This window comes from Oceanicella actignis, assembly GCF_008124525.1.
In the GTDB taxonomy this organism is placed as follows: domain Bacteria; phylum Pseudomonadota; class Alphaproteobacteria; order Rhodobacterales; family Rhodobacteraceae; genus Oceanicella; species Oceanicella actignis.
This window is the reverse complement of sequence record NZ_VNHJ01000002.1, coordinates 344,300-366,413: the sequence shown is the minus strand read 5'-3', so window position 1 is coordinate 366,413 and position 22,114 is coordinate 344,300. Positions and strand designations below refer to the sequence as shown.

Genomic DNA, 22,114 nt, shown 5'->3' with positions numbered 1-22,114 from the left:
TCGTTCGCCCCCGCGGGGCCCTTGGCCAAAAGGCGCAAGGCCGCCACGGCCGCCCTGCGCCAAGCCCGCGGCAGAACAGCCGGCCGCCGTCTCGACCGCCCGGCGCCGCCGCCTCGCCCGAACGGGACGTCGCCGCGCCCGCCCTCTCGCGGCGCAGCCCCGCCCGCCCGGCCCCCGGTCGAGCGGCGCATGGTCGCCTCGACCGCCCCGCAGCGCGGCCCCGGTCGAATGGCGCGTGGCCGCCCCGGTCGTCTCGCCCCGCAGCGCCGCGCGCACGCCGCGCCCGCCGCCGCGGCCCGCCCCCGATCCCCGCGTCGGTCGAGGTCTCGAAGTCCCCGACCCGCCGCCCGCCTCGACCCTTGGGGGGCGGCGGCGGCCACCCCGGGCGCCTCGGCGCGGGCACGCGGCGCTTGCCAGCGCGCGCCCGGCGGGCCACATCTTGCCCATGCAAGACGCTTTCGACACGCCCCCGCACGATCCCGCCGCGGCCCTGAACGACGAGGCCGACCCCACGCTCGACCCCGGCGCCGGGCCGCAGCCGCTCGACGCGCCGCGCCCGCCCCGGATGCCCGTCAGCGAGGACGACCTGCGCCGCGTGGCGCGCGGCGGCGGGCGTGCGGGCAGCTCGGACTACGACCTCAACCCCGAGCTGCGCGACGCGCTGCCCCCGCGCCGCAAGCTGCGCCCGGCCGCGGTTCTGTGCCCGCTGGTGCGCCGCCCGCAGGGGCTGCACGTGATCCTGACGCGGCGCGCGGACCATCTGCGCCACCACCCCGGCCAGGTGGCCTTTCCCGGCGGCAAGGTCGAACCGAACGACCCCTCGCCCGCCGCCGCCGCGCTGCGCGAGGCGCAGGAGGAAATCGGCCTCGACCCCGCCATGGTCGAGCTTCTGGGCGCCATCGACGGGCACGAGACGGTGACCGGCTTTCTGGTCACGCCCTGGCTCGGGCTCGTGGACCCGGCCTTCTCGCCGCGCCCGGACCCCTCGGAGGTGGCCGAGGTGTTCGAGGTTCCGCTCGACTGGCTCATGGACCCCGCCAACCACGCCCGCGGCTGGCGCGAGTGGAACGGCCAGCGGCGCTGGTATTACGAGATGCCATGGCGCGGACGCCGCATCTGGGGCGCGACGGCGCGCATGCTGGTGGGGCTGAGCGCGCGCCTGGCCGCGCTTGACGGCGCGGGCGGGGGCGCGGCATGAGCGCCGCCGCGCCCGTTCCCGACCTTGCGCCGCTGGACGATGCGTGGCTGCGCGACCCGGCCGCGCAGCGCGTCGCCGCCGCCCTGCTCGAGGGCGGCGCGCAGGCGCTGTTCGTGGGCGGCTGCGTGCGCAACGCGCTGCTCTCGCGCTTCGGAGCGCCGGCCCCCGTGGCCGATGTGGACCTGGCGACCGATGCGCGCCCCGAACGCACCGTCGAGCTTCTGACCCGCGCCGGGCTGCGCGCCGTTCCCACGGGCATCGCGCACGGCACCGTGACCGCGGTCGCCGACGGCCGCCCCTTCGAGATCACCACCTTCCGCGCCGATCTGCGCGGCCATGGCCGCCATGCCGAGGTCGCCTTCGGCGCCGATCTGGCCCAGGACGCCGCGCGCCGCGACTTCACCATGAACGCGCTTTACGCGCGCCCCGACGGCGCGGTGCTGGACCCCGTGGGCGGGCTGCCCGACCTGCGCGCGCGGCGCGTGCGCTTCATCGGCGACGCGGGCCGGCGCATCCGCGAGGACTACCTGCGCATCCTGCGTTTCTTCCGCTTCCACGCCTGGTATGGCGCGAACGGCATCGACCCCGAGGGCCTGGCCGCCTGCGCCGAGGGGCTCGACGGCCTCGACCGCCTGTCGCGCGAGCGCATCGGCCACGAGATGCGCCGCCTTCTGGCCGCCCCGGACCCCGCCCCGGCCCTGGCCGCCATGGCCGCCTGCGGCGCGCTGGCGCGGGTGCTGCCGGGCGCCGACCCGGCGCTGATCGCGCCCCTGACGCATGTCGAGGCGCTGGCCGGCGCCGCGCCCGACTGGCTGCGCCGCCTGGCCGCGCTTGCGCCCGGCGCCGACGCCGACGAGCTGGCCCGGGCCCTGCGCCTGTCCAACGCCGAGCGTCGCCGCCTGGCCGCCGCGGCCGCGGCGCGCGAGGCCGCCGAGCCCCCGGCCCGCGCCGCCTGGCGCCATGGCCCCGACGCCGCGCGCGACGCGGCGCTGATCGACGCCGCCGCCCGCGCCGCCCCGCCGCCCGCGGATCTGGAGGCCGAGCTGGCGCGCGGCGCCGGCGCGCGGATGCCCGTGCGCGCGCGCGATCTGGCCGCGCGCGGCGTCGCCCCCGGGCCGCAGATGGGCGCCGAGCTGCGGCGCCTTGAAAAGGCGTGGCTCGACTCGGACATGCGGCTCGACGCCGAGGCGCTGCTGGCGCGGGTCGGCAAGGGCTGAGCGGCCACGCTTGACGCGCCGGGGCGGAGCGCGTCATATCTTCTTTGGTCACCCCTGCTGACCAAATCGCCCGAAACGCGGAGCCCCCGATGTGGACCTTCGAAACCTTCGCCGCGCTGGCCGCGCTGGCCGTGGCCTCGACCTGGACGCCTGGGCCGAACAACGCGATGCTGGCCGCCTCGGGGGCGACCTTCGGCTTTCGGCGCACGCTGCCGCACGCGATGGGGGTGGCGCTGGGCTTTTCGCTGATGATGTTCCTGACGGCGCTGGGCCTGGCGGGGCTGTTCAAGCAAAGCGCCCTTCTGCGCGAGGGGCTGCGCTGGGCCGGCACGGCGCTGCTGCTGTGGATCGCGTGGCGGATCGCGACGGCGCGCGCGCCCGGCGCGGCGGGCGGCCCCTCGCGCCCCTTCACCTTCCTGCAGGCGGCGGCGTTCCAGTGGGTCAATCCCAAGGCCTGGGCCATGTGCGTGGCGGTGGTCTCGCAATTCGTCGCCGGCGCCGCGCCGCTGCGCGAGGCGGCGTCCTGCGCGCTGGTGTTCGTGGCGTCGGGCCTGACCTCGGCGCATGGATGGGCGGCGTTCGGCGCCGGCATGGGGCGCGTTCTGGGCGGCGGCGCGCGGCTGCGGGCCTTCAACCTTTGCATGGGCGCCATGGTCGCGGCGGGCGCGGCGATGCTGGCCGTCGCCGATCTGGGATGAGCGCCGACGCGCAGCTGGCCCCGCTGGCCGCCTTCGTCTTCGCGGGGCTGTTCTCGCCGGGGCCGAACGTGGTGATGCTGGCCGCCTCGGGCGCGCGCTTTGGCGTGCGGGCCACGGTCCCGCACATTCTTGGCGTGGCGGGGGGCGTCGGGGCGATCGCGGCGGCGGCGGGGCTGGGCGTGGGCGCGGCGCTGGCGGCGGCGCCGTGGCTGGCGGCCGGCCTCAAGGCGATCGCGGCGCTGTGGATCCTGCGGCTGGCCTGGTCCATGGCCGCGGCCGCGCGCCGCCCGCGCGGCGCCGACGCCGGACGGCCGATGACGCTGGCCGAGGCGGCGCTGTTCCAATGGGTCAACCCCAAGGTCTGGGCGGTGGCGCTGGCGGCGGCGGCGGGCTTCGCCGGCGGGGGCGGTCCGGCGGCCGAGGCGGCGCGCCTGGCGCTGGTGTTCTCGGGGCTGAACCTGCTGGTATGCGTGTTCTGGACCTCGGCGGGCGGGCTCTTGCGCCGGCTGATGGCGTCCGAGCGCGCCCACCGCCGCTTCATGACCGCGCTGTCGGCGCTGATGGCGGCGTCCGCGGCGCTGATCTTCGTCTGAGCCGGGGCGCGCCGGCGCGGCGCCCCTCGGCCGCCGCGGCGGCCAGCCAGTCGCGCACGGCGCGCGCCTTGGGCGTCAGCGCGACGCCCTGCGGCCAGACGACGTGAAACGAGCGCCCCGTGCGCAGCGCCGGCCCGCCCAGGCGGCGCAGAAGCCCCGCGCGCAGGTGCCGCTCGACCAGGTGGCGCCAGCCCAGCGCCACCCCCTGCCCCTCGAGCGCGGCCTGGATGACCAGGACGTAGTCGTTGATGACCAGCTCGCGCGCGGGCTCGGCGCCCTCGAGGCCCGCGGCGCGGAACCAGTCGCCCCAGTCGGCGGCCGGGCGCGTGGGCTCTTCGAGATGGATGAGCCGCCGGCGCGCCAGCTCGGCCGGGTCGGCGGGCAGGCCGTGGCGGGCGATCCAGGCGGGGCTGGCGACGGGAAAGATCACCTCTTCGGCGATCGGCTCGGCGCCGTGGCCGGGCCAGTCGGCCGGATCGCCGCCGCGCACGCCGAGGGGCACTCCCTCGGCGACCAGGTCAAGGTCGCGGTCGGCGGTCTGCAGGCGCAGATCGACGCCGGGCAGCGCCTCGCGCAGCTGCTGCAGGCGGGGCATCATCCAGAAGGCGGCGAAGGCCGTCGAGACGGCCAGCGTCACGGGCCCGTCCTCGCGCGCGCGCAGCGCCTCGACCCCGGCGCGGATCTGCGACAGCGCCTGCGAGACCTCGGCGAAGAAGCGCGCCCCCGCATCCGTCAGCCGCGCCCGGCGCGGCGTGCGCACGAACAGCTGCGCGCCCAGCTGGTCCTCGAGCGCGCGCACCGCAAGCGAGACCGCCGCCTGGCTCATGCCCAGCTCGCGCCCGGCGGCGGTGAAGCTGCCGAGCCGGCCGGCGGCCTCGAACACGATCAGATGCCCCGGCGAGGGCAGCAGGCGGCGCAGGTTCGTCATAAGCGCAGCTTATGCGCCGCATGAGAATTTTCCAGCGTTACGCACGCCCGCGCCCGGTCTAGCGTTCCCCTGGGGCGCCGCGCGACCGGCGCGCGCGGCGCGGCGAAGGGAGGCGATCATGGAAGCATCGGCGCGGCGCAAGGGACAAGGCGGAAGGCAGGCGCGGCAGGCCAGGCGCGCCGAGGCGGGCGCGCCGGCGGGGCGGCCGGGCATCCGCCGCGCGGTTCCGCCGATCGAGCTGCTGGACGAGGAATCGCTGCTGCGCATCGAGCGCGCGGCCGACCGCATCCTGGCCGAGGTCGGGATCGAGTTCCGCGACGACCCGGCGGCGCTGGCGCTGTGGCGCCGGGCCGGCGCGCGCGTCGAGGGCGCGCTTGTGCGCTTCGAGCCGGGCATGCTGCGCGAGATCCTCTCCTCGGCCCCGCGCGAGTTCGTCCAGCACGCGCGCAATCCGGCCAACTCGGTGCGCATCGGCGCCGATCAGGTGGTGTTCGCGCCGGCCTACGGCTCGCCCTTCGTGATGGATCTGGACCGCGGGCGGCGCTACGGCACGCTCGAGGATTTCCAGAACTTCGTGAAGCTGGCCCAGTCCTCGCCCTGGCTGCACCATTCGGGCGGCACGATCTGCGAGCCGACCGACATCCCGGTGAACAAGCGCCATCTGGACATGGTCCTGGCGCATATCCGCCTGTCGGACCGGCCCTTCATGGGCTCGGTCACCGCCGAGGACCGGGCCGAGGATTCGATCGAGATGGCGCGCATCCTCTTCGGCGCCGACTTCGTGGACGCCAATTGCGTGATCCTGGGCAACGTCAACGTCAACTCGCCCCTCGTCTGGGACGGGACCATGACGCGGGCGCTGCGCGCCTATGCGCGCGCCAACCAGGCGGCGGTGGTGGTTCCCTTCATCCTGGGGGGCGCCATGGGGCCCGTCACCACCGCCGGCGCCGTCGCCCAGGCGCTGGCCGAGACCATGGCCGGCTGCGCGCTGACCCAGCTCGAGCGACCCGGCGCGCCGGTGATCTTCGGCAATTTCCTCAGCTCGATGAGCCTGCGCTCGGGCTCGCCCACCTTCGGCACGCCCGAGCCGGCGGTCGGCTCGCTGGCGGTGGGGCAGCTGGCGCGGCGGCTGGGGCTGCCGCTGCGCTGCGCGGGCAACTTCACCACCTCGAAGCTGCCCGACGCGCAGGCCATGGCCGAGGGAACCATGTCCATGCTGTCGGCCATTCATTGCGGCGCCAATTTCGTGCTGCACGCGGCCGGCTTCCTGGACGGGCTTCTGTCCATGTCCTACGAGAAGTTCGTTCTTGACTGCGACCTGTGCGGGGCGCTCCACACCTATCTGCAGGGCGTGCGGGTGGACGAGGCGACGCTGGCGCTCGACGCCTTCGCCGAGGTCGGGCCGGGCGGGCACTTCTTCGGCTGCGCGCACACGCTGGCCCATTACGAAACCGCCTTCCGCCCCTCCGAGACCGGCGACGACGACCCCTACGAGACCTGGCTCGAAGCCGGCGCCGAGGACGCGGCGACGCGCGCCAACCGCATCTGGAAGCGCCGCCTGGCCGAGTTCGAGCCCCCGCCGCTCGACCCCGCGATCGACGAGGCCCTGGCCGACTTCGTCGCCCGCCGCAAGGCCCAGGGGCCCGACATGTGGCACTGAGCCGTCGGGCTTGCGCGTCGGCCCAAGGCGCGCGCCAATCGGGTTACGCCCCCAGACCGAGGTCCGAGCATGACGAACGATCCCCTGCTCCAGCCCTTCCGGCTCAAGCACCTGACGCTGCGCAACCGGATCATGTCCACCGCGCACGAGCCGGCCTATTCCGAGGACGGCCTGCCCAAGGACCGCTACCGGCTCTACCACGTCGAGAAGGCCCGCGGCGGCATCGCGCTGACCATGACGGCGGGCTCGGCGGTGGTCTCGCCCGACAGCCCCGAGGCCTTCGGCAACCTGCACGCCTATCGCGACGAGATCGTGCCCTGGCTGCGCCGCCTGGCCGACGAGTGCCGCGAGCACGGCGCCGCGGTGATGATCCAGCTGACCCATCTGGGCCGGCGCACCAGCTGGAACAAGGGCGACTGGCTGCCGGTGCTGTCGGCCTCGCCGGTGCGCGAGGCGGCCCACCGCGCCTTTCCCAAGGAGGCCGAGGACTGGGACATCGCCCGCATCGTCGCGGACTACGCCGCCGCCGCCCAGCGCATGAAGGAGGCCGGGCTGGACGGCATCGAGTTCGAGGCCTACGGCCACCTGATGGACAGCTTCTGGTCCCCCGCCACCAACCGGCGCGAGGACGAATGGGGCGGCTCGCTGGATAATCGGCTGCGCTTCACATGGGCGGTGATCGACGCGGTGCGCGCCGCCGTCGGGCCCGACTTCATCGTCGGCATCCGCATGGTCGCGGACGAGGACTGGGACAAGGGGCTGAGCCGCGAGGAAGGGGTCGAGATCGCGCGCCGCATCGCCGCCTCGGGCAAGTTCGACTTCATCAACCTGATCCGCGGGCATATCGACCACGACGCGCCGCTGGCGCGGGTGATCCCGGTGCAGGGCATGGCCTCGGCGCCGCATCTGGACTTCGCCGGCGAGGTCCGCGCCGAGGTCGGCATCCCCGTCTTCCACGCCGCGCGCATCCCCGACGTGGCCACCGCGCGCCATGCGATCGCGACGGGCAAGCTGGACATGGTCGGCATGACCCGCGCCCACATCGCCGACCCGCACATCGCCGCCAAGGTCATGCGCGGCGAAGAGCACCGCATCCGCCCCTGCGTGGGCGCCACCTACTGCCTCGACCGGATCTACGAGGGCGGCGAGGCGCTGTGCATCCACAACGCCGCCACCGGGCGCGAGGCGCGCATGCCCCACGTCATTCCGCCCGCGCCCAGGCCGCTCAAGGCGGTGATCGTCGGCGCCGGCCCCGCCGGGCTCGAGGCCGCGCGCGTGGCGGCCGAGCGCGGCCACGACGTGACCGTGCTCGAAGCGGCCGACCGCGCCGGCGGGCAGGTCAACCTGCTGGTCCAGAACCCGCGCCGGCGCGAGGTGATCGGCATCATCGACTGGCGCCTGGACGAGCTTGCGCGCCTTGGCGCGCGCATCCGCTTCAACGTCTACGCCGAGGCCGAGGACGTGCTGGCCGAAGACCCCGACATGGCGGTGATCGCCACCGGCGGCCTGCCCCAGACCCCGCCGATGGACGCGGGCGCCGAGCTGACCGTCTCGAGCTGGGACATCCTCTCGGGCGCGGTCAAGCCGGCCGGGCGCGTGCTGGTCTATGACGACAACGGCGCCCATCCGGGCATGAGCGCGGCCGAGGTCGCGGCGCGCGCCGGCGCCGAGGTCGAGCTGGTCACGCCCGAGCGATTCTTCGCGCCCGAGATCGGCGGCCTGAACCATGCGCCCTACATGAAGGCGTTCCACGAGCTGGGCGTGCGCGTGACCATCAACGCCCGCCTGACGGGGGTGCGCCGCGAGGGAAATGAGCTGGTCGCGACCTTCGGCTCGGACTACGCCGAGGGCTGGCGCGAAGAGCGGCGCGTCGACCAGGTGGTGGTCGAGCACGCCACCGCCCCGCTCGACGAACTCTACTTCGCGCTCAAGCACCTGAGCCGCAACCTGGGCGAGATCGACCACAAGGCCCTGCTGGCCGGGCGCGACCCCTTTCCCGCGCGCCGGCCCGAGGCGCGGATGCGCCTTTTCCGCATCGGCGACGCGGTGGCGGCGCGCAACATCCACGCCGCCATCTACGAGGCCCTGCGCCTTGGCATCCTCTGGTAGGGCGCACGCGCAAGTTGACGAAAGGCCCTCCAGCGGCGAAACAGGTTCTTAAGCAAGCTGCGGCACGTTCGACCCAAGGATGAAGGGTCGGCGCCGCCCGGCCGACCGGAAACAGTGGAGCGCGCCCGGATGCCCGGCTTTGCGGAAAATCGCCGACCCGAACCGGCATCGGCGCCGTATGCGCCCCAATCCGACGAACTCGCCGCCCTGCGGGACGAGGTCGCCCGGCTGCGCGCCGAGCTGGACGCCTGCCCCGACCTGGTTCTGGAGCTGGACGCCGAAGGCCGCTGCGCCGGCTGGCGCGGGCGCCCGCCCGCGCGCTGGCCGCTGCCGCCCGCCGCGCTGATGGGCGCGCGCATCGACGACGCGCTTGCGGCCCTCGCTCTCGACCCCGCCGAACCGGCCGCCGCCCTGGCCGAGCTGACCCGCGCGGCCGCCGCGCTCGACGCCGCCGCGCCGCCCCCGCGCGCCACGCTGGGGCTGAAAGAGGGCGGCTCGGAGGCCTGGTTCGAGCTCACGGCGATGCCCGTCGCCGCACCCTCGGGCAAGACCGAGCTGCGGCTGCGCGTGCGCGACGTCACGACCGAGCGCCGGCGCGCCGAGCGCCTCGACTGGCTGGAGCAGACGGCGCAGGAATCCCACCACCTGGTGGTGATGACCGACGCCGCGCAGCGCATCACCTGGGTCAACCCGGCCTTCGAGCGCCGCTCGGGCTATTCGCTGGAAGAGGCGCGCGGCAAGCGACCCTCCGAGCTTCTTCACTTCGACGGCACGGATCCGGCGGTCAAGGCCCGCATCCGCGCCGCCCTGGCCGCCGGCCGCCCTGCGCGCGAAGAGATCCGGAACCGCGCGAAGAACGGCGAAACCTACTGGGTCGAGACGAACATCCTGCCGCAGCGCAGCCGGAACGGCGAGATCGTCGGCTATCTGGCGCTCCAAAGCGACATCACCGAGCGCAAGCTTCGCGAGGCCGAGCTGGAGCGCAGCCGCGCGAAGGCGCAGGCCGCCGCCGACCTTCTGCGCGACGCGATCGAGACGCTGCCGCACGCATTCCTCCTCACCGACGCCGAGGATCGGCTGGTGATGTGGAACAAGGCCTATGCCCGCATGAACCGCGGCGTGGCCGACCTGATCCGCCCCGGCGTCCCGCAAGAGGAGCTGGTCCGCGCGGCCATCGAACGCGGCCTGCTGGGCAGCCCCGACTCGGACCCCGAGCGCTTCGTGCGCAAGCTGCGCGAGCGCAACGCGCAGGACGAATACCGATCGGAAATCGAGCTGCCCAACGGAACCGTCCTGCGCATCTTCGAGCGGCGCATCCCCGGCGGCGGCCGCGTCAGCCTGCGCATGGACGTGACCGAAACCGTCCGCGCCCAGCGCCGCCTGGCCCAGGTGATCGAGGGCGCGCGGGTCGGCACATGGCTGTGGGACATCCGCAGCGGCGAAAACATCATCAACGATCGCTGGGCCGGCATGCTCGGCTACACGGTCGACGAGCTGCGCCCCGTCACCTTCGAGACCTGGCGCCGCCTCACCCACCCCGACGATCTGCACGCCGCCATGGCGCGCCTGCGCCGGTGCATCGGCGGCGAGACCGACGCCTTCGAGGCGCAGTTCCGCATGCGCCACAAGGATGGCCGCTGGATCTGGATCGAAGCCCGCGGCCGCGTCCTGCAGCGCGAGGCCGACGGCAGCCCGCGGCTGATGTCGGGCGTGCACATGGACGTGACCGCGCGCAAGGAGGCGTTCGAGGCGCTGCGCTACCGCGAAGAGCTGCTCGAGGGCCTGGTCGAGCTCTCCACCGTCGGCATCATGCTTTACGACTACCACACCGGCCGCATCGAAGAGGCGAACCCCGCCCTGGCCGAAACCCTGGGCATCCCGCGCGAAAAGCTGCCCGGCATCCGCTATCGCGAGGTGTTCCTGCCCGACGGCCTGGCCGAGGCCGAGGCCAGGGCGCGCGCGCAGATGGCGGTGGGCGAACGTTTCGGACCCTTCGAGCTGACCGTGCGGCGCAGCGACGGCCAGGTGCGCAACGTTCTGGTCAACGGGGTGCTCGTTCAGGACGATCTCGGCCGCAAGCGCATCTGGAGCGTGGTCCAGGACATCACCGAAGACAAGATCCGCGAGGCCGAGCGCGAAGCCGCGCTCGAAGCCGCCAGCACCGCCCGCCGCCAGCTGCTCGAGGCCATCGAGGCGCTGCCCGACGCCTTCGCGCTGTATGACGCGGATGACAGGCTGGTGCTGTGCAACGAGCGCTACAAGGAATACTACCCCCGCTCGGCCCACGCCATGGTTCCCGGCGCCAGCTTCGAGCAGATCCTGCGCGCGGGCCTTGCGGCGGGCGAATACGTCGCCGCCCTCGGGCGCGAGGAGGAATGGCTGCGCGAGCGCCTTGCTCAACATGCGCGTTGCGAGGGCCCGATCGAACAGCGCCTGGCCGACGGGCGCTGGGTGCGCGTGCTGGAAAAGCGCACGGCCGAAGGCGGCTGGGTGGGCATGCGCATCGACGTCACCGCGCTCAAGGAAGCCGAGCAGCGCCTGGCCGACATCATCGAGGGCGCGCAGGTCGGCACCTGGCAGCTCGACATGCGCAGCGGCCGCAACCCGGTCAACCGCCGCTGGGCCGAGATGCTGGGCTATTCGCTGGACGATCCCGACGCGATCACCGCCGACGACTTCGTGGCGCTGCTCCACCCCGACGACCGCGCCAAGATCGAGAAGGAGCATGCCGAGATCCTGGCCGGCAAGGACATGTTCGAGAACGAGGTGCGCCTGCGCCACCGCGACGGACATTACGTCTGGGTCCTCACCCGCGGCCGCGTGACGCTGCGCGCCCCGACGGGCGAGCCCCTGGTGACCTCGGGCGTGCATATCGACATCTCGGAGCAGAAGGCGCGAGAAGAGGCGCTCGAGGCCGCCAAGGCCGAGCTGGAACGCGCCATGCGCGAGCGCGACGCGGCCGAGAAACGCTTTTACGACATCATCTCGGTCAGCGACGACTGGGTGTGGGAGCAGGACGAGAACCTGCGCTTCACCTTCCTGTCCGACAACGCCTCGCGCCAGGTCGTCAGCCAGGACGCCGCCGAGGTTCTGGGCAAGACGCGCGAGGAATACTTCGCCGACAAGCCCGAGGTTCTGGCCAGCGCCGACTGGCAGGCGCTTGCGCGCAAGCTCGAGCGCCGCGAGCCCTTCCGCAACTTCGTCTACATGGCGCCGCACCGGCCGGGCGGCGAAAGGCGCTGGATCCGCATCGGCGGCACGCCCGTCTTCGACGAGAACGGCGCCTTCAAGGGCTATCGCGGGCTGGGCTCGGACGTGACCGAAATCGTCGAGGCCGCCGAAAGGGCCGAGGAGGCCAACCGCGCCAAGTCGCTGTTCCTGGCGACGATGAGCCACGAGATCCGCACCCCGCTCAACGGCGTCCTGGGCATGGCCGAGCTGCTCGAGGAACGGATCGAGGATCCCGAAGGCCTCAGGATGATCGGCGCCATTCGCCAGTCGGGCGAGACGCTGCTCAACATCCTCAACGACCTGCTCGACATGTCGAAGATCGAGGCGGGCAAGCTGACGCTCGAGGCCGCGCCCTTCGCCCCCGCCGAGGCCGCGCGGCGCGTCGCGGACGTGCACGCCTTCAAGGCGGCGGAAAAGGGGCTGACGCTGCGCAGCCGCATCGATTCCCTGGCCGAGGCGCCGCGCCTGGGCGACCAGCACCGGGTCCAGCAGATCCTGCACAACCTGCTGAGCAATGCGGTCAAGTTCACCGAATCGGGCGAGATCGAGCTGCAGCTGCGCGTCAACCGGCGCGACGAAGTGGTGATCGACGTGCGCGACGACGGCATCGGCATGACGCGCGCGCAGCAGAAGAAGCTGTTCGAGGATTTCGCGCAGGCCGACAGCACCATCTCGCGCCGCTTCGGCGGAACCGGGCTGGGCATGGCCATCGTGCGCCGCCTGGTCGAGATGATGCAGGGCCGCATCCATGTGCGCAGCGCCCCGGGCAAGGGCACGCGGGTGACGGTGGCCCTGCCGCTGCCGCGGACCGAGACGCCGCCGGCCGCGGACGAAGCCGAGGCCGAGGCGCCCCCGATCTGCAACATGCGCGTGCTGGCGGCGGACGACACGCCCTCGAACCGGATGATCATTGAGGCGATGCTGCGCGGCATGGGCGTCGAGGCCGTTCTGGTCGAGAACGGCCTTCAGGCCGTCGAGGCCGCCCGCCGCGAACGCTTCGATGCGCTGCTGCTCGACATCTCGATGCCCGAAATGGACGGGATGGAGGCGCTCGATCGCATACGCCGCGACGAGGCCGAACGCGGCCTGCCCCCGACGCCCGCCGCGGCGATCACCGCGAACGCCATGACCCATCAGGTCGCCGAATATCTCGAGCGCGGCTTCGACCGCCACGTGCCCAAGCCCTTCCGGCGCGAGGATCTGCAGGCCGCGCTCGAGGCGCTGCGCCGCGTCGCCCCCGAGGGCTGAGCCCCTTGCGTTCAGAAAATCGTTGGCTTCGCCGAAGAAGCGTTTAGCTTGTGGGCCTTGAGCGCGGCGCAAAGACGCCGCCCGCAAACGGCCGCGCCCTGCGCGGCGCAACGATCGGGAGGTTCGCATGATCAGAAAAACCGCGCGCATCGCGCTTGCAGCCACGGCGCTTTGCGCCTTCGCAGCCGAGGCTTATGCCGTCGAATGGAACGTTTCGGTCTGGGGCAAGCGCCGCGCCTTCACCGAGCATGTCGAGAAGCTGGCCGAGCTGGTCGCGCAGAAGACGAATGGCGAGTTCACGCTCAACATCTCCTATGGCGGCCTGTCCAAGAACCGCGAGAATCTCGACGGCATCTCGATCGGCGCCTTCGAGATGGCGCAGTTCTGCGCCGGCTATCACCGCGACAAGAACCCGACCATCACCGTGCTGGAGCTGCCCTTCCTCGGCGTTTCGACGCTGGAGCAGGAGGTGGCCGTCAGCAACGCGGTCTACGCCCATCCGGCCGTGCAGAAGGACCTGGCGCGCTGGAACGCGAAGCTTCTGATGCCCTCGCCCATGCCGCAATACAACCTGGCCGGCGTCGGCGATGCGCCGACGGGGCTGGACAGCTTCAAGGGCATGCGCGTGCGCGCCACCGGCGGCATCGGCGAGGCGTTCCGCGCCGTGGGCGCCGTGCCCACCTCGGTGACCGCGACCGAGGCCTACAGCGCGCTCGAATCGGGCGTGGTGGACGCGGTCGCCTTCGCGCAGCACGCGCATCTGTCCTACGGCACCATCGACATCGCCAAGTGGTGGACCGAGAACCTGAACCCCGGCACCGTCAACTGCCCGGTGGTGGTCAACATCGACGCCTACGAGGCGCTGTCGCCCGAGCATCGCGCCGCGCTCGACAGCTCGATCGAACCGGCGATCCAGCACTATCTAGCCAATTACGGCAAGCTGCTGGACCGCTGGGAAGCCGTGCTCAAGGAAAAGGGCGTGCAGAAGGTGCGCCTGCCCGAGTCCGAACTGCAGGCTTTCCGCGACAAGGCCGCGGCGCCCATCCGCGACGCCTGGATCGCCCAGATGAGCGCGCAGGGCATCCCCGCGCAAGAGCTCTACGACCTGGTTCAGGAAACCCTGGCCAAGACGCGCTGAGCGCGGCGGGCAGGCCCGGCGCCGCGCCGACGGCGCCGGGCGACGAGAGGGCGAGACATGTCATCGCATTCGGTCCTTGAGGACGACTCCCTGCTCAGCCGCCTCGACCGCGCGTTGTTCAGGGTCGAGAGCGCGCTGAACCTTGCGGGCGGGCTGCTGATCCTGGCGGTCATGCTGCTTTCGGTGGCGAACATCCTGGGGCGCAAGCTGTTCGACGCGCCGATCTCGGGCTACATCGACTGGATGATCCAGGCGGTGCCGCTGATGGCGGTGCTCGGCATCGGCTATTGCCAGCGGCTGGGCGGGCATATCCGCATGGATTTCGTCATCGGCAAGCTCAACGGCCGCGCCGTCTGGGCGTTCGAGCTGCTGAGCACGCTGCTGATGCTGATCATCACCGCGGCGCTGATCTACGGAACCTGGGATCATGCCGAACGCGCGATCCGCCTGGGCGACTCGACGGTGGACATCAACCTGCCGATCTGGCCGACCAAGCTGGCCTTCCCGATCATGTTCGCGCTGCTGGCGGTGCGGCTGACGCTTCAGCTGTGGGCCTACTGGCGCGCGTTGGCCGCGGGCGAGCTGACCCCCGTGGCGGTCCCCTTGATCGAGGACGCCGCCGCCCAGGCCAGGCACGAGGCCGAAACGGTTTCGGGGCTCGAGGACGAGGCCAGCGGCGATGGAGGAGCGGCGCGATGACGACGATCGAGACATCGTTTCTTCTGGCGGGGCTTCTGATCCTTCTCGTGGTGATCGGCGTTCGCGTGGCCTTCGCGACCGCGCTGATCGGCTTCATCGGCCTGTTCACGGTCTTCGCCTTCGACAAGGGCCAGGGGTGGGAGCGCGGGCTGACCACGGCGGTGCGCATCGCCGGCCAGGTGCCGCATTCCAAGACCTCGACCCATGTGCTGGGGCTGATCCCGACCTTCATCCTCATCGGCTACCTGGCCTATTATGCGGGGCTGACCAAGGCGCTGTTCGAAGCGGCCAAGCGGTGGGTCGGCTGGCTGCCGGGCGGGCTGGGGGTGGCGACCGTCTTCGCCACGGCGGGCTTCGCGGCGGTTTCGGGGGCGTCGGTGGCGACCTCGGCGGTGTTCGCGCGCATCGCGATCCCCGAAATGCTGAAGCTGGGCTACGACAAGCGCTTCGCGGCCGGCGTGGTGGCGGCGGGCGGCACGCTGGCCTCGCTGATTCCGCCCTCGGCCATTCTGGTGATCTACGCGATCATCACCGAAAGCTCGGTCGGGCAGCTTCTGCTGGCGGGCTTCCTGCCGGGGGCGGTGTCGGCGGTGATCTATGGCGGGCTGGTGATCACCCTGGCCAAGACGCGCAAGCATCTGGGCCCGCCGGTGACGGGCTTCACCTGGGCCGAGCGGTTTCAGACGCTGCCGGGCGCCTTCCCGATCATGTTCGTGGTTGCGATCATCATCTTCTGCATCTACGGCGGATGGGGCACGCCCACCGAGGCGGGCGCGCTGGGCGCCTTCGTGGTGCTGGTGATGGCGCTCTGGCGCGGCATGCGCTGGTCGCAGCTGCGCGGCGCGCTGATGGAAAGCGCCAAGCTGACGGTGATGATCTTCACCATGATCTGGGGCGTGCTGATCTATGTGCGCTATCTGGGCTTCGCCGACCTGCCGGGCGCCTTCGCCTCGTGGGTGGCGGGGCTGGAGCAGCCCCCGATGCTGACCCTGCTGCTCATCCTCAGCGCCTATGTCGTGCTGGGCATGTTCATGGACGCGATCGGCATGCTGATCCTGACGCTGCCGGTGACGTTCCCGGCGGTCATCGCGCTCAACGGCGGGATGGGGGTGTCGGCGGCCGATTCGGCGCTGGGCATGACGGGCCCCGAATGCGCGGTGTGGTTCGGCATCATCGTGGTGAAGATGGCCGAGCTGTGCCTGATCACGCCGCCGATCGGGCTCAATTGCTTCGTGGTGGCGGGGGTGCGCCCCGACATTTCGGTGCAGGACGTGTTCCGCGGCGCCTCGCCCTTCTTCATCGCCGACGTTCTGACCGTGGCGGTGCTGATCGCCTTCCCGGGCATCGTCCTGTGGCTGCCCGCGCAGCTCGGCGGCTGATCCGCGGCGGGGCGAGGGCCGGCGATCAGCCGCCTTCGCCCCGCGAATTCTCCTTCACCCAGGCCAGGAAGCTGGGGCTGCCGCCGCGGACCTCGAGCGCCAGGATCGCCGGCTCTTCATAGCTGTGGTTGGCGCGGATGAGCGCGGACAGCGCATCGAGCGATTCCCGCGCGGTCTTGAGCAGGATGCGGAACTCGGTCTCCTCCTGCATCTCGCCCTGCCATCGATAGATGCTGCGCACCTCGTCGATGTTGGCGCAGGCGGCCAGCCCCCGCTCGACGCAAAGACGGGCGATCCGCTCGGCCTCGTCGCGCGACGAGGCGGTGGTTTCGACAAGAACGATCATGCGGCCCTCCGTTGCTGCGGCTTGCGCCAAGGCCCGTCACGCCGCGCGGGCCGAGGCATCGCGCCGATAGGACGAGAACGGCCATTGCGACGGGTCGGCGGCCAGGCCCGCGCGAACCGGTGCGCGCCAGCACGCCTCGATCTCTTCGCGCAAGGCCCGTCCGTCGGCAAGAGGGCGAATGACGGCGCCGCGCATCCAGACGCCGACATCCTTGCGCCGCAGCAGGATCGAGCGCCGCTTCTCTTCCGGCGGCAGAGCGCGCATGAAGCCGGCCTTGATCGCGCTCAGCCGCGCCTGCAGGTCGTGATCGGGGGCGCGGATCACCAGGCGCAGCTCGGCCGGAAGAACGACCGCGCCCAGAATCTGGAATGGACGCCGGCGCTTGACCGCGGCGCAGGCGGCGCGCAGGGCCGCGACCTCTCGCACCAGAAGGTCCGAGCGGCGATCGAGCAGACGCAGCGTGCAGGCGGCGTGCGCAGGAAGCGGCGCGGGGTCGGGGCATATGGCGAAGGGCGTGCTCATGCGGGCATCCTGGCGCCGAATCCGTTCACCAAAGGTTTCGCACGCTACGCCGTTGGGAAAAAATGCCTTGCCATGCCCTGCGATTCGGGGCACAAGGGCGCTGCGATCTATCTCTGACTGACTACGGTGACTGTCCTTCGACTGGTGCTGGCGTCTTGAGACTGACCAGCCACAGCCGCGGCATTCCGCGCGCGGCGACAATGCGAAGGATTGGCGACATGGCCACCGGCACCGTGAAATGGTTCAACTCCACCAAAGGCTTCGGCTTCATTCAGCCCGACGCGGGCGGCAACGACGTGTTCCTGCACGTCTCGGCGCTCGAGCGCGCGGGTCTGTCGGCCCCGGCCGACGGCCAAAAGATCGAGTATGAACTCGAGCGCGGCCGCGACGGGCGCAGCTCGGCCGGCAACGTCTCTTACCCCTGACCGGGCGGGCGGCGCGGCGTCAAGCCCGCAGCCCGAGAGAACTTGCGAAAGCCCCGCCGGCGACGGCGGGGCTTTTTCGCGTGCGCAAGGCGCGCTTTCGCGCCGCCGAAGACTGCGTTAACCAAAGCGCGGCATCATTGGATCATTCCCGCGCGAAAGGGACACGCTCGCATGGCATTCGAACACCCCTTCTATTTCCTGCGCCACGGCCGAACCGAGTGGAACGCCAAGGGCGTGACTCAGGGCCAGCTGGACGTGAAGCTGGACGCGGTCGGCTATGCGCAGGCCATGCGGGCGGCCGAGTTGATGCGCGATCAGCCGGTCTCGCACATCGTGGCCAGCCCGCTGGCGCGCGCGCGCGTGACGGCCGAGATCGTCGCCGACGCCAAGGGCCTGAAGGTGATCCTCGACGACGGGCTGAAGGAATGTCACCTGGGCGAGCATCAGGGCAAGCCGCATGGCCCGTGGCTGATGGAGTATTGGCGCGGCGCCTATGCCCCGCCGGGGGGCGAGACCTTCGCCGAATTCGCCGCGCGCGCATGGGAGGCCATGAAGCGCGCCGTCGCGCGCGGCCCCAACACGCTGATCGTGGCGCATGGGGGGCTTTGGCTGGCGGCGCAGACGCGCGTGAAGGTCGATCCGCCCCTGCGCCGCGTGCCCAACGCGCTGCCCTTGCGGGTCATGCCCGCCGCCGACGTCTGGCGGCACCGCGCGCTGGACAAGCAGCGCGCGGCCGAGCTTCTGGACGACGCCGGGGCGCCGCCCGTCTGAGGGTCAGCCGACGGCCGCGGCCGGCTCGGGCGTGACGCGGCAGGCGGCGAACTTGAACTCGGGGATCTTGCCGAAGGGGTCGAGCTTGGGGTTGGTCAGGATGTTGGCCGCCGCCTCGACATAGGCGAAGGGCACGAAGACCATGTCCTCGGCCACCGCGCGATCGGCGCGGGCCATGATGCGGATCGCCCCGCGCCGCGTCTCGATGCGCAGCATGTCGCCCGGCTTCGCGCCCAGCCGCGCCAGCGTGCGCGGATGCAGCGAGGCGTTCGCCTCGGGCTCGATCGCGTCGAGCGCCCGCGAGCGGCGGGTCATCGACCCGGTGTGCCAGTGCTCGAGCTGGCGGCCCGTGGTCAGGATCAGCGGGTATTCGTCGTCGGGCGTCTCGGCCGGCGGCGTGACCTTCGCGGGGGTGAAGCGCGCACGTCCCTCGGGGCGCGGGAAGCCGTCGCCGAAGACGATCGCCTGTCCGGGATCGTCGGGCGAGAGCGAGGGGTAGGTGACGGCCTCGCGCTCGAGCCGCTCCCAGGTGATGTTGTCCAGCGACTTCATCCCGCGCTTCATCTCGGCGAACACGTCGCGCGGATGCGCGTAGCGCCAGTCCAGACCCAGCCGGTTGGCCAGGTCGACGATGATCCGCCAGTCCTCGCGCGCCTCGCCGGGCGGGGGCACGGCGGGGAGGCCCATCTGCACCTGGCGGTTGGTGTTGGTGACGGTGCCGGTCTTTTCGGGCCAGGCGGCGGCGGGCAGGATGACGTCGGCGTAGTTGGCGGTCTCGGTCAGGAAGATGTCCTGCACCACCAGATGCTCCAGCCTAGCCAGCGCGGCGCGCGCATGGGACAGGTCCGGGTCGGACATGGCCGGGTTCTCGCCCAGGATGTACATGCCGCGGATCGCGCCGTCGTGAATGGCGTCCATGATCTCGACCACGGTCAGCCCCTTTTCCGCCGACCAGTCGCCCGAGCCCCAGATCTCGGCGAAGGCCGAGCGCACGCCGTCGTCGGTCACGCTCTGATAGTCGGGCAGGAACATCGGGATCAGCCCGGCGTCCGAGGCGCCCTGCACGTTGTTCTGCCCGCGCAGCGGGTGCAGCCCGGTTCCGGGCCGGCCCACATGCCCGCACATCAGCGCCAGCGAGATCAGGCAGCGCGAGTTGTCGGTGCCGTGCACATGCTGGCTGACGCCCATGCCCCAGAAGATCATCCCCGCGCGCGCCCCGGCGAAGGCGCGCGCAACCTCGCGCAGGGTCTGCGCGTCGATCCCGCACAGATCGGCCATCTTCTCGGGCGGGAAGGCGCGCAGATGGGCCTTCATCTCGTCCCAGTTCTCGGTGAAGCGGGCGATGAACTCGGCGTCGTAAAGCTCTTCCTCCACGATGACGTGCATGATGGCGTTCAGCATGGCCACGTCCGAGCCGGGCCGGAACTGGAGCATCTTCCACGCATGGCGGCGCAGGCCGACGCCGCGCGGGTCCATCACGATCAGCTTGCCGCCGCGCTTGGCGAAGCGCTTGAACCAGGTGGCGGCGACGGGGTGGTTCTCGACCGGGTTGGCGCCGATGACGATGGCGACGTCGGCGTTCTCGATCTCGTTGAAGGTGGCGGTGACCGCGCCCGAGCCGACGTTCTCGAGCAGGGCGGCCACGGACGAGGCGTGGCACAGCCGCGTGCAGTGATCGACGTTGTTGTGGCCGAAGCCCTGCCGGATCAGCTTCTGGAACAGATACGCCTCTTCGTTCGAGCACTTGGCCGAGCCGAAGCCCGCCACCGCGCGCCCGCCATGCGCCTCGCGCAGGCGCGCGAGGCCGGCGGCGGCGACGTCGAGCGCCTCGTCCCAGCTGGCCTCGCGGAAATGGGTCCAGGGATTGGCCGGGTCCACGTTCAGCCCCTTGGGCGGCGCGTCCGGGCGGCGGATCAGCGGGCGGGTCAGGCGGTGCGGATGCGCGACGTAGTCGAAGCCGAAGCGCCCCTTCACGCACAGCCGGTTGCGGTTGGCGGGGCCGTCGGCGCCCTCGACCCAGACGATGCGGTCGTCGCGCACCTTGAAGGTCAGCTGGCAGCCGACGCCGCAATAGGGGCAGACCGAGGTCACCTCGCGGTCGCATGCGCCAAGATCGCCGCGCCCGGCCTCGTCCAGCGCGGCGGCCGGGGCCAGCGCGCCGGTCGGACAGGCCTGCACGCACTCGCCGCAGGCGACGCAGGTGCTGTCGCCCATGGGATCGTCGAAATCGAACGCGATCTTCGCCTCGGCGCCGCGGCCGGCCATGCCGATGACGTCGTTGACCTGCACCTCGCGGCAGGCGCGCACGCACAGATTGCAGTGGATGCAGGCCTGAAGGTTGACGCGCATGGCCACGTGGCTGGCGTCCGGGCGCGGAGCGTGAGCGGCCTCGCGGGTCGGGAAGCGGCTTTGACGCACGCCCAGCCCCTCGGCCACGCGGCGCAGATGCGACGAGCGGTCGGGTGCCTGATCCTCGGCGGGCTGGTCGGCCATGAGCAGCTCGAGCACCGCGCGCCGTGCGGCGCGCGCGCGGGCGCTGTCGGTGCGCACCACCATGCCCGGCGTCGGCGTGCGGATGCACGAGGCGGCCAGGGTGCGCTCGCCCTCGATCTCGACCATGCAGGCGCGGCAATTGCCGTCGGGGCGGTAGCCGGGGGCGGGCTTGTGGCACAGATGAGGAATGACCAGGCCGCGGCCATGGGCCGCTTCCCAGATCGTCTGCCCGGGCCGCGCCTCGACCTCGGCGCCGTCGAGAATGAACCTGATCGTTTCGGTCATCGTCCGCTTCGCGCTCCGCTTCGCACCTGTCGCCGGGGCCGAGTATGCACCCGCGCGCGCCCCTCGGACGACCGGAAATCGACGCGGCGGGGCGGTTTCGCGCCATGGCGCGCCGAACATGCGCCGCGTTGCGCCCGCGCGCGCCGCAAGGCATTGTGCGGGCCGGAGGAGCCGTCAGGGGCAGGCGAAGGGGCGCGCGGTGAAGCTGATCATTCAGATCCCATGCTACAACGAGGCCGAGCAGCTGCCCGCGACGCTGGCCGAGCTTCCGCGCGACGTGCCGGGATTCTCGTGCGTGGAATGGCTGGTGATCGACGACGGGTCCGAGGACGGCACGGCCGAGGTCGCGCGCGCCTGCGGCGTGGACCATGTGGTGCGGCTGCCGCGCAACCGCGGCCTGGCGGCCGGCTTCATGGCGGGACTCGAGGCGGCGCTGCGCGCCGGCGCCGACGTCATCGTCAACACCGACGCCGACAACCAGTATGACGCCGCCTGCATTCCCGACCTGACGGCGCCCATCCTGCGCGGCGAGGCGCAGATGGTCGTGGGCCGCCGCCCGATCGCCGAGATCGCGCATTTCTCGCCGCTCAAGAAGCTGCTTCAGCGGCTGGGCAGCTGGGCGGTCCAGATCGCCGCCGGAATCGAGGCGCCCGACGCCCCCTCGGGGTTTCGCGCCATTCACCGCGACGCGGCGGTGCGGCTTTACGTGTTCAACCGCCACACCTACACGCTCGAGACGCTGATCCAGGCGGGGCGGCTGGGCATTCCCGTCGCCTGGGTTCCGATCCGCACCAACCCGCCCACGCGCCCCTCGCGGCTCATCCGTTCTGTGGCCGGGTATGTGTGGCGCTCGGCGGCGGTGATCGTGCGCGTGTTCGCGCTCTACAACCCGCTGCGCTTCTTCGGCGCGCTGGCGGCGCTGTTCCTTGCGCCGGGGGTCTGGGCCTTCGGGCGCTTCGCCTGGTTCTGGGCGGCGGGCGACGGCGCGGGCCACGTGCAGTCGCTGGCGATCGGCTCGGGGTTGATGGCGGTGGGCGGCGCGCTGGCCGTGGGCGGGCTGCTGGCCGACATGGCGGCCGCCAACCGCACCCTGCTGGCCGAGCTGCGCAGCCGCCAGCTTCTGGCAGAGCTGCCGTCCGCAGAGCGCCGGAATTGACGCAAGTCAAGTCGCGAC

17 protein-coding genes are annotated in these 22,114 nt (G+C 72.0%); 13 read left to right on the top strand and 4 right to left on the bottom strand.

Going from position 1 to position 22,114, the window contains the following annotated elements:
* Positions 1–565 precede the first annotated feature (565 nt).
* The 4 genes from LY05_RS04370 to LY05_RS04355 all read left to right on the top strand — a co-directional run bounded on the left by LY05_RS04370 (position 566) and on the right by LY05_RS04355 (position 3,706).
* Complete coding sequence (locus tag LY05_RS04370; RefSeq protein ID WP_072746953.1) at positions 566–1,198, top strand: CoA pyrophosphatase; 633 nt, start codon at positions 566–568, stop codon at positions 1,196–1,198.
* Positions 1,195–2,415: a CCA tRNA nucleotidyltransferase gene (locus tag LY05_RS04365; RefSeq protein ID WP_148922227.1), complete on the top strand. Its 1,221-nt coding sequence runs from the start codon at positions 1,195–1,197 to the stop codon at positions 2,413–2,415. The genes LY05_RS04370 and LY05_RS04365 overlap by 4 nt, the downstream gene beginning before the upstream one ends.
* An 89-nt stretch (positions 2,416–2,504) precedes the next feature.
* Positions 2,505–3,113, top strand: coding sequence for a LysE family translocator (locus LY05_RS04360; RefSeq protein WP_148922226.1), 609 nt, complete (start codon positions 2,505–2,507; stop codon positions 3,111–3,113).
* On the top strand, positions 3,110–3,706 hold the full coding sequence (locus LY05_RS04355) for a LysE family transporter (protein ID WP_148922225.1): 597 nt from the start codon (positions 3,110–3,112) through the stop codon (positions 3,704–3,706). The genes LY05_RS04360 and LY05_RS04355 overlap by 4 nt, the downstream gene beginning before the upstream one ends.
* On the opposite strand, the gene LY05_RS04350 is transcribed toward LY05_RS04355, so the two are convergent.
* A complete protein-coding gene (locus LY05_RS04350) occupies positions 3,651–4,634 on the bottom strand; it encodes a LysR substrate-binding domain-containing protein (RefSeq protein ID WP_148922224.1) in 984 nt (327 codons plus the stop codon). The two genes, LY05_RS04355 and LY05_RS04350, sit on opposite strands and share 56 nt — an antisense overlap.
* A 118-nt stretch (positions 4,635–4,752) precedes the next feature.
* On the opposite strand from LY05_RS04350, the gene LY05_RS04345 reads away from it, so the two are divergent.
* From LY05_RS04345 to LY05_RS04320, 6 genes are all read left to right on the top strand, one after another.
* The gene (locus LY05_RS04345; RefSeq protein ID WP_148922223.1) at positions 4,753–6,294 is read left to right on the top strand and encodes a trimethylamine methyltransferase family protein; all 1,542 of its coding nucleotides are present in this window, start codon (positions 4,753–4,755) and stop codon (positions 6,292–6,294) included.
* Between the two features lie 69 nt (positions 6,295–6,363).
* A complete protein-coding gene (locus tag LY05_RS04340; RefSeq protein WP_148922222.1) occupies positions 6,364–8,403 on the top strand; it encodes an NADH:flavin oxidoreductase in 2,040 nt (679 codons plus the stop codon).
* 129 nt (positions 8,404–8,532) lie between these two features.
* Positions 8,533–12,882, top strand: coding sequence for a PAS domain S-box protein (locus tag LY05_RS04335; protein WP_148922221.1), 4,350 nt, complete (start codon positions 8,533–8,535; stop codon positions 12,880–12,882).
* 127 nt (positions 12,883–13,009) lie between these two features.
* Positions 13,010–14,020, top strand: coding sequence for a C4-dicarboxylate TRAP transporter substrate-binding protein (locus tag LY05_RS04330; protein ID WP_072746758.1), 1,011 nt, complete (start codon positions 13,010–13,012; stop codon positions 14,018–14,020).
* Positions 14,021–14,077: 57 nt separating this feature from the next.
* Complete coding sequence (locus LY05_RS04325; protein WP_148922220.1) at positions 14,078–14,719, top strand: TRAP transporter small permease subunit; 642 nt, start codon at positions 14,078–14,080, stop codon at positions 14,717–14,719.
* Positions 14,716–16,098 carry a TRAP transporter large permease gene (locus LY05_RS04320; RefSeq protein ID WP_072746760.1) on the top strand — a complete coding sequence of 461 codons (1,383 nt, stop codon included), beginning with the start codon at positions 14,716–14,718 and terminating at the stop codon, positions 16,096–16,098. Before LY05_RS04325 ends, LY05_RS04320 begins: the two co-directional genes overlap by 4 nt.
* Positions 16,099–16,123: 25 nt before the next feature.
* Here LY05_RS04320 and cutA read toward each other — a convergent pair whose 3' ends face one another.
* Entirely contained in the window at positions 16,124–16,444 is a 321-nt protein-coding gene (cutA, locus tag LY05_RS04315; RefSeq protein WP_148922219.1) for a divalent-cation tolerance protein CutA, read from the bottom strand.
* A 36-nt stretch (positions 16,445–16,480) separates the two neighbouring features.
* A complete protein-coding gene (locus tag LY05_RS04310; RefSeq protein ID WP_072746762.1) occupies positions 16,481–16,966 on the bottom strand; it encodes a hypothetical protein in 486 nt (161 codons plus the stop codon).
* 218 nt (positions 16,967–17,184) lie between these two features.
* Here LY05_RS04310 and LY05_RS04305 point away from each other — a divergent pair, with 218 nt between their 5' ends.
* Together LY05_RS04305 and LY05_RS04300 are read left to right on the top strand one after the other, a co-directional pair.
* Positions 17,185–17,391 carry a cold-shock protein gene (locus LY05_RS04305; RefSeq protein ID WP_148922218.1) on the top strand — a complete coding sequence of 69 codons (207 nt, stop codon included), beginning with the start codon at positions 17,185–17,187 and terminating at the stop codon, positions 17,389–17,391.
* 171 nt (positions 17,392–17,562) lie between these two features.
* A complete protein-coding gene (locus LY05_RS04300; RefSeq protein WP_148922217.1) occupies positions 17,563–18,162 on the top strand; it encodes a histidine phosphatase family protein in 600 nt (199 codons plus the stop codon).
* 3 nt (positions 18,163–18,165) lie between these two features.
* Here the strand turns inward: LY05_RS04300 and fdhF are convergent, their stop codons facing one another.
* Positions 18,166–20,940 carry a formate dehydrogenase subunit alpha gene (gene fdhF / locus LY05_RS04295; protein WP_148922216.1) on the bottom strand — a complete coding sequence of 925 codons (2,775 nt, stop codon included), beginning with the start codon at positions 20,938–20,940 and terminating at the stop codon, positions 18,166–18,168.
* Between the two features lie 199 nt (positions 20,941–21,139).
* On the opposite strand from fdhF, the gene LY05_RS04290 reads away from it, so the two are divergent.
* Positions 21,140–22,096 (top strand): glycosyltransferase family 2 protein, encoded by a 957-nt coding sequence (locus LY05_RS04290; RefSeq protein ID WP_211356276.1) that lies wholly within the window; start codon positions 21,140–21,142, stop codon positions 22,094–22,096.
* Positions 22,097–22,114 lie beyond the last annotated feature (18 nt).

Coding starts and splice junctions, on each gene's coding strand:
- LY05_RS04355 (WP_148922225.1), top strand. CDS start 3,110: ATGAGCGCCGACGCGCAGCTGGCCCCGCTGGCCGCCTTCGTCTTCGCG.
- LY05_RS04320 (WP_072746760.1), top strand. CDS start 14,716: ATGACGACGATCGAGACATCGTTTCTTCTGGCGGGGCTTCTGATCCTT.
- LY05_RS04370 (WP_072746953.1), top strand. CDS start 566: ATGCCCGTCAGCGAGGACGACCTGCGCCGCGTGGCGCGCGGCGGCGGG.
- LY05_RS04330 (WP_072746758.1), top strand. CDS start 13,010: ATGATCAGAAAAACCGCGCGCATCGCGCTTGCAGCCACGGCGCTTTGC.
- LY05_RS04335 (WP_148922221.1), top strand. CDS start 8,533: ATGCCCGGCTTTGCGGAAAATCGCCGACCCGAACCGGCATCGGCGCCG.
- LY05_RS04305 (WP_148922218.1), top strand. CDS start 17,185: ATGGCCACCGGCACCGTGAAATGGTTCAACTCCACCAAAGGCTTCGGC.
- fdhF (WP_148922216.1), bottom strand. CDS start 20,940: ATGACCGAAACGATCAGGTTCATTCTCGACGGCGCCGAGGTCGAGGCG.
- LY05_RS04310 (WP_072746762.1), bottom strand. CDS start 16,966: ATGAGCACGCCCTTCGCCATATGCCCCGACCCCGCGCCGCTTCCTGCG.
- LY05_RS04345 (WP_148922223.1), top strand. CDS start 4,753: ATGGAAGCATCGGCGCGGCGCAAGGGACAAGGCGGAAGGCAGGCGCGG.
- LY05_RS04300 (WP_148922217.1), top strand. CDS start 17,563: ATGGCATTCGAACACCCCTTCTATTTCCTGCGCCACGGCCGAACCGAG.
- cutA (WP_148922219.1), bottom strand. CDS start 16,444: ATGATCGTTCTTGTCGAAACCACCGCCTCGTCGCGCGACGAGGCCGAG.
- LY05_RS04325 (WP_148922220.1), top strand. CDS start 14,078: ATGTCATCGCATTCGGTCCTTGAGGACGACTCCCTGCTCAGCCGCCTC.
- LY05_RS04340 (WP_148922222.1), top strand. CDS start 6,364: ATGACGAACGATCCCCTGCTCCAGCCCTTCCGGCTCAAGCACCTGACG.
- LY05_RS04365 (WP_148922227.1), top strand. CDS start 1,195: ATGAGCGCCGCCGCGCCCGTTCCCGACCTTGCGCCGCTGGACGATGCG.
- LY05_RS04350 (WP_148922224.1), bottom strand. CDS start 4,634: ATGACGAACCTGCGCCGCCTGCTGCCCTCGCCGGGGCATCTGATCGTG.
- LY05_RS04360 (WP_148922226.1), top strand. CDS start 2,505: ATGTGGACCTTCGAAACCTTCGCCGCGCTGGCCGCGCTGGCCGTGGCC.